The sequence below is a fragment of the Arenibacter algicola genome (genome assembly GCF_000733925.1).
GTDB lineage: Bacteria > Bacteroidota > Bacteroidia > Flavobacteriales > Flavobacteriaceae > Arenibacter > Arenibacter algicola.
In genome coordinates this window covers 443,363-456,135 of sequence record NZ_JPOO01000001.1, presented here as the reverse complement: position 1 = coordinate 456,135, position 12,773 = coordinate 443,363, and the positions used below count along the sequence as shown (strand labels likewise).

The following is a 12,773-nucleotide window of genomic DNA, read 5'->3' as shown; positions in this document are numbered from 1 at the left end:
TTTTTAAATTATTTCGAAATAACGTTTTAATTGCCAGTCGGTTATAGCTCCAAGTTGTTGTTGGTCTTCCCATAGTCTGGTATAAGCATAATGATCCACAAATATATCACCAAACAGGTCCCGTGCAATTGTTGAATTCTTAAATTTTTCGGCCGCTTGGGACAAGGTCCTGGGCAACTGAAGCTCCTGTGAAAAGTCTACATCGTAGGCGTTCCCGTCTACCGCTTTTGTAGGTTCAATTTTATTCTCAATCCCCCACAATCCTGAACCAATGGCGGCTGCCAGTGCCAAATATGGATTAATATCGGCTGCGGAAACCCTATATTCCACTCTTTGCGACTTTTCTGAACCAGGAATGGCCCTGAGGGCACATGTTCTATTATCTATACCCCAAGAGGCAGCGGTGGGGGCCCAAAAACCAGGAATGAGTCTGGTATAGCTGTTGCAGGTAGAAGCCACCATGGCCAAAAACTCGGGCATTAACTTTTGCTGTCCTCCAATAAACCATCGCATTACATCGGACATGCCATCGGTTTTATCTTTATCGAAGAAAGCAGAGGAACCATCCGTATTTTGCAAGGAAATATGGATATGACCGGATTGTCCTGGATAATTGGAAGACCATTTGGCCATAAAGCAGGCCATTAAATTGTTTTGTTGCGCCCAAACCTTAATAAAATTTTTAAATAAAGCTCCATTATCGGCTGCCCTCAAGGCTTCGGAATATTCAAGGGCCCCTTCCAGCACCCCTGCACCAGTCTCTGTATGCAGCCCTTCCAAAGGCATGTCCATCTCCTTGGAGAGTTCCATTATTTCGTGATAAAAACTGGCATGGGTAGAACTGCGCAAAATGGAATACCCAAAGTTACCTGGCGTCATTGGTTCCAGATTATGATAATTCTTATCGCGAACGGATTTCGGGGATTCATTGAAAAGGAAAAATTCGAACTCAAAAGAGGCACTTGCCTTAAGCCCCAAGTTTCCCAATCTATCCAAGGTTTTCCGCAGAATAGATCTTGGACAAACACTTGCTGCACTGCTCTCGGAAAAATCAACCAAAAAAATAACGGACTTGAAATCTTCCGTTGGCAACATTCGCATACTGGATGCATCTATCGTAGCGTTGGCATCGGTAAAACCATCTGCCCAGCCAGTAAAGGAATCATTCTTATATAGTACATCATTGGAATCCCAACCAAAGATTACACTGCAAAAACCAAATCCCTTGTCCAAAGCGGATAGGAACTTTTTGGAATTAACGTATTTCCCGCGGAGAACTCCATCAACATCAACAACGGCCAACTTTATATTTTCAATTTGATGTTCCTGTATATAACTTCTAACCGATTCTACGGTCATTTTTGGTGCTTCCTTTTTCATTGGTATATTTTTATTATTAACTATTAACCTATAAGTCCCTAGCCATGGACATTAAGATTACATTTTTGTGCTATTTTGGTTCATTATTCTATTCTTATTCCGCTATTAGTGATATGCTTTAGATATAGTTGAAAATATATTAACGGTCACATATCCCTGTTTACATTATTGCAATCCCTTGATAAAAATGCTCCATAAAATTATTGAATAATGCCCACCTATAATCGTAAAAATCAGTTTTTTGCCAATTCCTTTTTTGCCTCGTGTTCCAAAGCAAACTCTTCTTCCGGCGACAGTATCAATCTATGCCTACCTTTTAGCCCAAAGTATACCAACCCGATAATTAGATACCCTATGGATATAAAAACTGCCGTCCTATAAGATTGATCCTGTAACTGAAAATATATAATTATACTGGCCAAAAATATAGTGGTCCAGGCACCGAATTTCCCGAACGGACTAACATAAGGTCTTTCCAAATCCGGTTTATCCTTCCTCAGCAATAAAAAGGAGCCACATTGCAATATATAGGAGAGCATGGCACTAAAAACGGCAATGTTCAATAAAGCCCCCCCAACAAATACCTCACTTTCATTTCCGGCCAAAAATTTGGTGACCATCAAAACCGTAAACCCAATAAGAGAACCAAGAATCAAAGCAGTATATGGTGTTTTTCTTTTGCTATGGGTCAAGGATAATATTACAGGGAAATACCCTGCCCTGGACAAGGAATAAATCTGTCTGCCAAACGCAAAAATTATGGTATGGAAAGATGCCAACAGGCCAATTGACGCCACCAAGGCCAATAGCTTGGCTATATTGTCCCCGTACAGCACCTTAAATCCGTCCAATAAGGGTTCCCCGGATTGGGAAAGGGCATAGGACCCCAAAGGTATAGAGGCATTGAGCCATAAAATTAAAAAGGCCGATATAATCAAAGTAATTATCCCATAGGTCAACCCCTTGGGCATATCATTTTTGGGATCTACGGATTCCTCCGCCGCCAAGGGCAACTGCTCAATGGCCAAAAACAACCAAACTGCAAATGGCATTGCTTTAAGCGCTCCTTCCCATCCCATTGGGAAAAGGGAACCTCCGCCACCATCCAAATGTTCTGCACTACCATCGGGGCCAGCCTTAATATCCAAGGCATAAGTCATAAAATCAGCACTTCCAATAGATGACAGCCAAAATATGCCCAAACATCCCAAAGCCAATAAGGTTAAGGCCACGGTAAAGCGAAAAGACAGCTCTACCCCTACGATATTCAAAAGGGTAAAGATGGTATAAAATCCGAACCACCAAAAAGGCAACATTTCCGGTGCCGTTTCAAAGATGCCCTGCATATAATTACTTAGAAAAAAAACAATAACGGCCGGGGTAAGTATAAATTCCAAGTTTTCTACCAAGCCTGTAAAGAAGCCACCCCAAGGTCCCATGGCCGATCTGGCAAATGAATATGCGCCTCCGGTATGTGGTAGGGCCGGAGACATTTCTGCTACACTTTGGGTGAGTCCAACATACATTATAGCTACGATACAAGTGGCGACGAACATACCGCCCCACCCTCCAGAAGCCAAGCCCAGATTCCACCCTGAAAAATGTCCTGAAATCACAGCTCCAACACCCAAGGCCCATAAAGACCAAACCCCTGCATGGCGTTTCAGTTCCCTAGATTCAAAATAGGATTTATCCATTTTTTTGTACTTAACGCCCTTGCCCATATCTATTCTCTTGGTTTTTGGTTTGATTATGTATTTCTAAGCTGGTAACTAATATACCATGAAATAAGAAAAATATCACTCTCTAAACTTGAAGGATTTATTTTGCGAATAAAAAAGACCATGGGGAGGAATCCCCATGGTCCGTAAGATTCATAATAAGTTTTATATTAACTGCACATTTAATTGTTACTGGTAACATCCCACCAAAGTCTGGTGTTGAGGTCGTCCCCTCCCATACGGGTCACCGCCTGCTGGTAGTTGGCATTATTTGTTGATTTCACGGAATTGGGATACTGAAACCTTACCGGGACCTTCTTATCGTTTACGGCATCCGGACCTGGTATAACTTCAGGCATTCCGGTACGCCTCCAATCCGACCAGGCCTCAAAACCGGTATAAAACAGGGCTATCCATTTTTGAAGGGCCACTTTTTCCAGCTTTTCGGCCGTTGTCCCCGTATAGGCCACCGCCGCCTGTGCAATATAGCCGTCCAGGTCAAAGGCCTGTAGATCCGCAGCGATCTCGTTCCAGCCCCCGGCAATTATCCTGTCCAAATAATACGAAAAGGAAGCTCTTATTCCATTTTCATAATAAGTGGCGGCATCGCCCACGCTTATGAAATTTCTTTCCCTGGCCTCGGCAAGGATAAACTGGAGTTCTGAATAATCCATAATGATGGTCTGGGAAGCTGTTGGGGAGGCAAGCTCCACGTTACAGGCCCTGCAAGCCAATAGGATCCCTATTCTGGAGATGAAATTGGACCCCACCTCATTGGGATTACCGGTAGGGCTGTAGCCTAGGGCGGCCTCATCGTCCAGGCCGTTTGGCATACCTACATAATCATCCAAGTTGTCGGAATAGATCCCTTTTCCGGAATTGGAAGTGGGCTGGGCAAAGACGATAAGCCTTCTATCGTTCAGGTCCTTCAATCTGGTCTCCAGGGTAAGGCTCAGCCTGACCTCGTCAAAACTACCGGACCGGGTATTGTATTTGGGCTGTGGATTATCGGAATTCCATTGCAACAGTGCCGCATCCCCATTGCCCTCGAATATGGGATATGTGGTCGGGTCCCCCATGATCTCCGCCATACCGGCCGTAGCCTTGGCCTGGTCCACATCACTGATCCTCATCAGGAGACGAAGCCGTAGCGAATTGGCAAACTTCCTCCATTTCAGTACATCGCCACCGTACAATATATCCCCGGATATATTCTGTGTACCTGTCAATGCCGCGTTGGCGGCTTTTAGGTCGGCCAGAAGTCCGTCATAAATTTCCTGTTGGGGCGTAAACTCAGGCGTAATATTATCATCGCTGATCCCCTTTACGGCATCGGTGTAGGGAACATCGCCATAAGCATCCGTTAGATAGGAATAGATCCACGATTTAACGATAAGCCCAACGCCATAATAATTTTGGCGATCCGGGTTTTCCCTGTTATCGCGGATAATATTCTCAATATCGCGCAGCCCGTCATAGGCGTCGTTATAAGGGTCACTGGTCGGGGACCACTGGTATATATCCCCGGAGGTAAACTGCAATCGGGCACCATATTGAACCACGGTAAAGCCTTCTTCCCATCCCTGGTTTCCCCAATTATAGGCCATCTGTCTTAAAACCCCGGGCAAAAGCAGTTCCGAGGAAGCCTGCTCGGGAAAGTTGGGGTTTTGATTTATTTCTTCAAAATCTTCCGTACAACCCATAAAAGCTGCCAAAAGAAACATCGCGAAGAAACCCTTTTTTATATTATGTATGTTTTTCATCTTTTATGCAATTAAAAATCGATTTGTAAATTCAGAGTGTATGTTTTGGTACTGGGATAGGACATATTCTCTATACCGGGCTGCAGGGTGCCTCCGGCCACCGAGACCGTTTCCGGATCAAAATGGGGGTTGTCCGTCCATAGCGCCAAATTCCTTCCCGTTAAAGACAATCTTGCCTTGCTGATGGGAAGCCTGTCTATAATTTTCTTTGAAAGGCTATAGCCCAAGGTAACCTCGCGCAATTTGGTGTAGGAGGCATCGTATTTGGCCGCCTCCACGTTGTCACGCTCGTAGTAGCGGTTATTGAAGGTCCTTACGTCCACGTTTATTGTGTTGGGCGTATATACTCCGGGAGAGGTCTCCAATACACCTTCTGCAACGATTCCGGTCTCCCTTCCTTCCAAAGTCTCCTTTAACTGCCCGGAAGTGGAACCTATCGTTTTGGTCCTGGATACTACTATCCCACCTTGTCTGATATCGAACATAAATCCAAAATCCAACGACTTGTACTTAAAACTGTTCAGTATCCCCAAGGTATAATCGGGGGCATAATCGCCCTGGTACACCAGATCGTCCGTCCTGATGGGGATACCGCTGTTATTTACGATCATTTGCCCGTAATACTCACTGTTCTCGTCCTCTACACGTTGGAATCCCCTACCGTAAATGGCACTGATGGAACCGCCTTCCCTGGCCTGGATAAAGACACTGTTCCTCTCGGTAAGGGTATAATCTATACCTCCCAGATCGGTGACCTCGCTCCTGTTCCTGGAATAGTTGAACATGGTGTTCCATGTAAAGTTTTCCGTCCTGACGGGCACAACGTTCAACATGGCCTCGAACCCATAGTTCCTCACCTCACCGGCGTTGATAAGCTTACTGGTATACCCGCTGGAAATATCCGTACTTATAGGTATGATCTGGTTCTTGGTGCGACCGTCATAATAGGTGGCATCCAAATTAAGCCTACTTTGGAACAAACGGATATCGGCACCGATCTCATAGGATGATGTAATCTCGGGCTTCAGGTCCGCATTGGGGATCAAGGAGGATTCCGTCAAAATCGGGTTATCCCCAAAAGGCGTTTCGTTGGTAAAGAAACTGGACAACTTATAGGGATCCGTATCATTACCTACCTCGGCATATGCCGCCCTTAATTTTGCAAAGGACACAAATTCCGGCATTTTGAACATGTCACTGGCAATGGCACTCAAGGTAATCGAAGGATAGAAATAGGAATTATTGTCCGTAGGCAGGGTACTGGACCAATCGTTACGTCCGGTTACATCCAGGAAAAGCAGATTATCATAGGCAAACCTGGCAAAACCATAGAGACTGTTGATCCTCTTCTGTTCGTTGTTGGTATATACCTCCAGCGGCCTCCTGGTGTTGTTGAAGGAATACACGCCCGGGTTGATCAACTGTGGCGCAACGGTCTGGGTATACTCCTGTTTCTGGCGAAATTGGTTGCCGCCGGCGGATATATTTACGTTCCATTTCCCGTTGAAGGTCTTATCATAGGACAAAAGGAAATCCGTATTGGACTCTTCAAAGAACACATTGTCCTCCCTGTAGTAACCAAGGGGGAAACGCTGTGTGCTGAACGCCCTTTTCTTGGTCCTTAGATCGCGATAGAAATCCCTTCCGGTCCTTACCATTAAGCTCCAATTGTCGTTTATGGTGTAATTGGCACTAATGTTTCCATATACCCTGTCCTTGTTCTGGGAGTTGGTATTCTCATATACGTTGAAGAAAGGGTTGTCGTGATAGTTGTAATTATAGTTGAACTGCTGCAGATCTTCCCTGCCGGGCATCCAATAATCCCGCATACTGTTGGTGTTCAATTGCCTACCGTACCAGATAAAGAGGTACATGATACTTTCCGTACCATAGCTCAGGGAAGGCCTATTGTCACTATCGGATTTTATATAATTTACATTGGTATTGATCGTCAGTTTATCCGTCAGGTCAAGGCCTGTATTCAGATTAAAGGTATTTCGCCTAAGGTCCGTATTGGGCACTATGCCCTCCTGATCCAGATTTTGATAGGAGAACCTGATATTGCCCAAGTCCCCCGATTTGGAAATGGCAATGCTATTCGTCTTTGTGTATCCAGTATTAAAGAAATCCAAGGTATTGTCCGGATTGGAAACCCATGGCGTTGGAATTATAGGGGAATTGCTTACCAAATAGTCCCCTCCCCTGGTACCGTCCTCCCGTGGCGAATCGAACTGTGGGATCATTAGCCCGGTATCCAATCTGGGGCCCCAACTTTCGTCAACACCATCGGCGATACCGCTCCCACTTCCGTCAACGAATGCAAACTGCTGGTTGTTCCCCTGGCCGTATTCGTTTTGCCAGTCCGGCAACAACAGAACGTTTTCCATAGTAATTCCAGAATTGACGGTAATCCCCAATTGGCCCTTTTTGGAAGTTCCCTTCTTGGTGGTTATAATAATGGCCCCGTTAGCCGCCCTGGCCCCATATAATGCCGCGGCGGCAGGACCTTTCAACACGTTGATGGATTCTATATTCTCAGGATTAATTTCCGAAGCCCCATTTCCATAATCCACATCCTGTGTCCCGGAACCGCTCGACCCTACAATTTCATTACTGATGGGGGTACCGTCCACAATGAACAAAGGCGAGTTGCCATTGATGTTCAGGGAAGCATCGCCCCTTATGGATACCCTGGCGGAACCTCCAAGGCCCGAGGGGCTGTTGGTAATCTGTAGCCCGGCCACCTTTCCCGAAATGCCGTTCAAAAGATTGGGCTCCCTGGCCGCGGATACCTGCTCGCCATCAAGCTCTTGGGACGCGTATCCCAAGGACTTCTTTTCCCGTTTAATCCCCAAGGCCGTTACTACCACTTCACTTAGACCGGTAGCGCTCTCTTCCAAGGTAATAGAAACATTGGTCTGCCCATTTATTGCCATTTCCGAGGTAGTAAACCCTATATAAGAAACTACTAGAACTGCATTTGGCCCGCTAACATCAATGGAAAAATTACCATCAAAATCGGACTGGGTACCGTTGGTAGTTCCTTTTTCCAGTACGTTGGCTCCAGGCAATGGGCTACCATCACTGTCCAAAATAGTACCATTTACCTTAAACGGCTGATACAACTCAACCTTTTCTTCTTTGTCCCTAGTTGGGGGGGGAACATTTTTTTCCGGTTTAAGCACTATCTGTTTATCCAATACCTCATAGGTAATGTGCATCTTAGAAAAAATTCTATCAAGAATTGTAGTTACCAATTCTTTATCAGCGCTCACAGAGACAATTTTTTTATAATCTACCTCCTTATCATTATACATGAATTTGAATTCTGTAAGCGACTCAATTCTGTTCAATACACTTTCGATACTTACATTTTCGAGGTTCAAGGTAATTTTGGTCTTTTGACCATAAGTTTCGTTGGCATGAATTTGAAAAAGCGAAACAATCAATAATAATGTAGTAAGTTTCATCTTCAAATCATATTGTAGCCGAAAACGGAATTTCCTCCCCGGCATGATCAGGTTTTTCATATTTTTGCAGTGTTTTTTAAGTGGTTAATTAATTTAATCACGTTAGATCGGGAAGTGTTGGCGCACTTTCCGATTTTTTTTTGCCTTTGAGACTTATAATATTAGGGTCCCGCAAATATTGTGATCTGTCCAAGAAACTGTTTAAGTTTTATTCTTTGGTTCTTTTAGGCGTCTTTTTCTACCATGCTTCAGCTATTTTTCGGTCCGTAGCTATGGCTATGCACCTTAAAATACCTTCGCCTGACGAAAAAATACACTATAAAATATTCCAAAAACAAAATTTAAACAGTTTCTAAATTTTAGAAAGTCTAATTCATTGGCAGTTGTTTTTGCTTAGTTAGTTAGTTTATAATTATTTGTCTGTCGTTGATCTTGTATTCCATTTCGTAGGTGAAGTTGAAGGTCTTAAAGACTTGATCTATGGTTTCGACATCAAAACTTGCCGTAAACAATTCTTCATCAAGTTCGGGATTATTGTTCACGATCTCTACATTATAGTGCCGTTCCAATTTCTTTACTATGTTCTTAAAGGGCACATGTCTCAATATGATTTTCCCATTCAACCAATCGGTGTGCATAGCTATATCCGCTTCTTCTACTGAAATTTGTTTATTGTATTTGTTCCATTCCGCTTTAAATCCAGGTTCCAGTAAAGAAGCATTGGAAGAATCAAAAGTGTCCTGTTTATTGTAAACGGAAACCGAACCTTCCAAAAGCGTAGTATTGACATATTGATCTTCCGGATAGGAGGATAAATTAAATTTTGTCCCCAATACACGCACATTAAGCCCATTGGTATTTACTATAAAGGGATTTACCGAATCCTTGGCTACATTAAAAAAAGCTTCCCCATCCAGAAAGACCTGCCTGTTTTTTGTTTTTAAGAATTGCACTGGATATTTGAGGGATGTTCCAGAATTAAGAGTTATCTGGGTTCCATCGGAAAGCAATAGATCAAATCTCTTACCATAGGGAACAGTAAGCGTATTGTAGGTTATCTCCTCTTGTGAAGTCCCATTGTTCTTGTAGACTAACTGTGCCCCTTGTTGGGCACCCAATACATTGCCTTCAGAATCTACAACCTTGGCCTCTCCCCCTTCTGAGATTACCTCAATATTTCCATTCTCCAATTGTAATATAATGGCATCCCCAGGAATAACGGGCGCAGTACGGGAATCAACAATAGTATTCCTAAATATAAAACCAAGCCCTACTAGAATTGCCAAAATAGCAGCAGATTTCAAAATAGCAAGTGGAAGGCGACGTCCGTTTCTGGAGCTTGGTTTTTTGGCATTGACAATACCTTGGAAGGAAGCATCTAAACCCACATCCGTTGCATCCAAGGTGGATGCCACATATTTGGCCTTGATCTCAAGGAATCTTTTGGCATTTTGATCCGAAGAAACAATCCATTCCTGAACTTCCTTTTCCTCCTTTGAAGTCGCAGTACCCCTTAAGTATTTGTATATTTTTTGATCCAGCATCGTCATGAGTTACCTTTAATAGACGATTCAGAAAAGATTTACACCTAGTGCGGATAATAAATTTATTATGAAATTGAGATAAATTCCCTTAAATGAAACCTCATATGCCTCAGGGCAGTGGCAATATGGTTATCTACCGTTTTGTGGGAAACACCCATCTGTGCTGCTATTTCACTATGCTTCAAACCCTCTAGTCGGCTCTTCTTGAAAATATTTTTACATTTTTCAGGCAACAATTCTATACTCTGAATAATTTTGCTTTCCAATTCGTTTTCAAGCAACAATGAGGCTGCTTCATCCTGAATAAATTTATATTGAATTTCGGATTTTATGCGAAAACTATTATCTATGTAGTTCCTCTTAACCTTTTCGTGCCTCAATTGGTCCAGGCACAAATTCTTGGTCATGGTATATAAATAATTATTGATATTGGACACATCGCCCAGAGATTCTTTATTTTCCCATATTTTAAGAAATACGTTCTGTACTATACTTTCTGCCTCCTGTTGGTAGACTAGGTATCCTTTTGCAATTTGTACGAGTTTGGGGAAGTAGAGTCTGAACAAGGTCTCAAATGCACACTTCTCTCCCTTTTCCAAAAGGGAAAGAAAAAGCTCATTGTTGATATTAGGCTGACCTTTTTTCAACTTATAATTGGGTTTAAATATCCGGCTCCAAGAATTTACCAACCTAGAAAGCAACTTCTTCCTATTAATATGGCATACTGATCCAACTAAATTTTCCCCTTCAACATCAAGATCGTACTAAACTTATAGGTAATGCCATCGTATTCGCTTCCTTTTCCAAGTGGCATCCCTGCCATTGATAAATACAAAATCACCACAATTTAGCAAAAAATTATATTTTAACCAAGAATCAAATTTCTTTACTCTGCCTATAAAAATTGATTTTGGATTTTCGTAGTTTTACGGATGCTAATTGCCTATTTCCTCAATTTTTACAGGTCTTTTTTCCCGTAATGATTTTATGGCAGCTAGGCCAATTTGAAGTGACCGCAGTCCGTCGGTGCCATCTACCTCCATGGTATCTCCATTTTTTAGACTTGTTACATAACTGGCCATTTCGGATTTGTAAGCCGCCGCATACCTTTCCAAGAAGAAGTGCAACGGTAGTGATCCTTGTATTCCCTTGCCGGTATACAGTCGATGTGAATCCTCATAATTATTGTCTGCCTGGGCCATTCCCTTGGATCCGAACACCTCTATTCTTTGGTCATAGCCATAAGCGGCTTCCCTACTATTGTCTATAACGGCCATGGTACCGTCCGTATAGGTCAAGGTAACCACAGCAGTATCTATATCCCCGGCCTCACCTATAGCAGGATCCACAAGGACTGCTCCTTTGGCATAGACCTCTTCGATTTCCTTGCCCACTACAAATCTGGCCATATCAAAGTCGTGTATGGTCATGTCCAAAAAGAGACCTCCGGATTGTTTAATATAGCTTACCGGTGGTGCTCCTGGATCCCGACTGGTAATTTTTACCAAGTGGGGCTGCCCAACGGCACCCTGCTTTACCAAATCATGAACTTTTCTAAACTCCTTATCGAACCGGCGATTAAAACCCAACATCAATTTAATATTGGCTTCTTTTACCACTTTTAAAACCTCTACAACCCTTTGCATGGATAGATCCAAAGGTTTTTCGCAGAACACATGGATACCGGCTTTGGCCGCCATTTCAACATAATTGGCATGGGTATCTGTCGGGGAGCAGATGACTACAGAATCGAAAGGAGCAACAACCAATAGTTCATCATAAGTATTGACAATATGGGGTATCTTCCTTTCCCGCGCATATTCCCTACATTCTTCCATGGGATCCATTACGGCCACCACTTCCACCTGATCCATTTGAAGCAGGTTTTCCAAATGGATCTTTCCTATCCTTCCCAACCCTGCTACCGCGAATTTAACTTTAGTCATTGATGTATATTTCTTTAAAATTGTTTCGTAAATTTTGATTTGTCTATAACCCTAAGGATTTTATGTAGTCCCTATTGGCCTGTGCACATATTTTGGGATTTCCCATGCCCGGTAGAATGTCCTGCTCCACTACTATCCAATCGTTATATTTCATTTCTTCCAATATTTTTACAATGGATTGAAAATCTACCGCACCTTTCCCCAGTTCACAGAATACCCCCCTTTTAATGGCATCAAAATAATCCCCGTTGGCCTCCCGGGACGCTTTGGCCGCTTCAGGGCTATAATCCTTAAAATGCACATGCCAAATTCTTTTGCCATACTTTTTCAGGGCCTTTACAGGATCACCTCCTCCAAAGGCATAATGCCCCATATCCAAACACAACCCCAACAATTCCGGATCGGTCAGGGCCATGAGTTTATCTATTTCTTCAGGGGTTTCTACATATCCTGCACAATGATGGTGGAACACTGTTCTTATGCCGTAGGCATCCTTCACTGCCTTCACTATCTTTTCTGCACCTGAGGCATATACTTTCCATTGGTCTTCCGAGAGTCCCATGGCAGGGGTAATTCTTCCCGCATTTTTGGTACGTTCCGGAACAGAACCATTGTCATCTGCCAAAACAATAAAAGAATTCCTGTAGCCGGCATTGAACATAAGTTCCGCTACTTTTAAGGCAGAAACAACACCTGCATCATGGTTGGCAGCTTTTGCCAATGCAACGGGCACAAAGGCGCCCAAAAGATCCAAATGTCTTTTTTCCAACTCTGCTTTTAGCAGGCTTGGGGAGGTGGGCATATAGCCCCAGTCCCCCAATTCGGTGCCTATATATCCGGTTTCCTTTATTTCGTCCAGCACCTGTTCAAATCCTATCTCTTCGGATTTTTCTTCCAGGTCAAATTCCAAGGCGCCCCATGAGCATGGAGCATTTGCGATTTTCATCAT

8 protein-coding genes are annotated in these 12,773 nt (G+C 43.3%); all 8 read right to left on the bottom strand.

The features are described 5' to 3' along the window. Positions 1 to 3: 3 nt before the first annotated feature. The 8 genes from U735_RS0101890 to U735_RS0101850 all read right to left on the bottom strand — a co-directional run bounded on the left by U735_RS0101890 (position 4) and on the right by U735_RS0101850 (position 12,773). Positions 4 to 1,380, bottom strand: coding sequence for a glutamine synthetase family protein (locus U735_RS0101890; RefSeq protein ID WP_051891831.1), 1,377 nt, complete (start codon positions 1,378 to 1,380; stop codon positions 4 to 6). A gap of 233 nt (positions 1,381 to 1,613) precedes the next feature. After that, positions 1,614 to 3,077, bottom strand: coding sequence for an amino acid permease (locus U735_RS0101885; RefSeq protein WP_198036610.1), 1,464 nt, complete (start codon positions 3,075 to 3,077; stop codon positions 1,614 to 1,616). Between the two features lie 206 nt (positions 3,078 to 3,283). After that, positions 3,284 to 4,864, bottom strand: a complete 1,581-nt coding sequence (locus U735_RS0101880) for a SusD/RagB family nutrient-binding outer membrane lipoprotein (protein ID WP_051891830.1) — start codon at positions 4,862 to 4,864, stop codon at positions 3,284 to 3,286. Positions 4,865 to 4,875: 11 nt separating this feature from the next. Continuing rightward, positions 4,876 to 8,334 carry a SusC/RagA family TonB-linked outer membrane protein gene (locus tag U735_RS0101875; protein WP_232233150.1) on the bottom strand — a complete coding sequence of 1,153 codons (3,459 nt, stop codon included), beginning with the start codon at positions 8,332 to 8,334 and terminating at the stop codon, positions 4,876 to 4,878. 401 nt (positions 8,335 to 8,735) lie between these two features. Beyond that, positions 8,736 to 9,878: a FecR family protein gene (locus U735_RS0101870; RefSeq protein ID WP_051891829.1), complete on the bottom strand. Its 1,143-nt coding sequence runs from the start codon at positions 9,876 to 9,878 to the stop codon at positions 8,736 to 8,738. Positions 9,879 to 9,943: 65 nt separating this feature from the next. Next, on the bottom strand, positions 9,944 to 10,525 hold the full coding sequence (locus U735_RS0101865; protein WP_069857906.1) for an RNA polymerase sigma-70 factor: 582 nt from the start codon (positions 10,523 to 10,525) through the stop codon (positions 9,944 to 9,946). A 288-nt stretch (positions 10,526 to 10,813) separates the two neighbouring features. Beyond that, positions 10,814 to 11,824 carry an inositol 2-dehydrogenase gene (gene iolG / locus U735_RS0101855; protein WP_031442200.1) on the bottom strand — a complete coding sequence of 337 codons (1,011 nt, stop codon included), beginning with the start codon at positions 11,822 to 11,824 and terminating at the stop codon, positions 10,814 to 10,816. A gap of 43 nt (positions 11,825 to 11,867) precedes the next feature. After that, complete coding sequence (locus U735_RS0101850) at positions 11,868 to 12,773, bottom strand: sugar phosphate isomerase/epimerase family protein (protein WP_031442199.1); 906 nt, start codon at positions 12,771 to 12,773, stop codon at positions 11,868 to 11,870.

What these genes read in the sequence shown, in the direction of transcription:
- U735_RS0101875 (WP_232233150.1), bottom strand. Translation starts at nt 8,334, where the DNA reads ATGAAACTTACTACATTATTATTGATTGTTTCGCTTTTTCAAATTCAT.
- U735_RS0101885 (WP_198036610.1), bottom strand. Translation starts at nt 3,077, where the DNA reads ATGGATAAATCCTATTTTGAATCTAGGGAACTGAAACGCCATGCAGGG.
- iolG (WP_031442200.1), bottom strand. Translation starts at nt 11,824, where the DNA reads ATGACTAAAGTTAAATTCGCGGTAGCAGGGTTGGGAAGGATAGGAAAG.
- U735_RS0101870 (WP_051891829.1), bottom strand. Translation starts at nt 9,878, where the DNA reads ATGCTGGATCAAAAAATATACAAATACTTAAGGGGTACTGCGACTTCA.
- U735_RS0101850 (WP_031442199.1), bottom strand. Translation starts at nt 12,773, where the DNA reads ATGATGAAAATCGCAAATGCTCCATGCTCATGGGGCGCCTTGGAATTT.
- U735_RS0101880 (WP_051891830.1), bottom strand. Translation starts at nt 4,864, where the DNA reads ATGAAAAACATACATAATATAAAAAAGGGTTTCTTCGCGATGTTTCTT.
- U735_RS0101890 (WP_051891831.1), bottom strand. Translation starts at nt 1,380, where the DNA reads ATGAAAAAGGAAGCACCAAAAATGACCGTAGAATCGGTTAGAAGTTAT.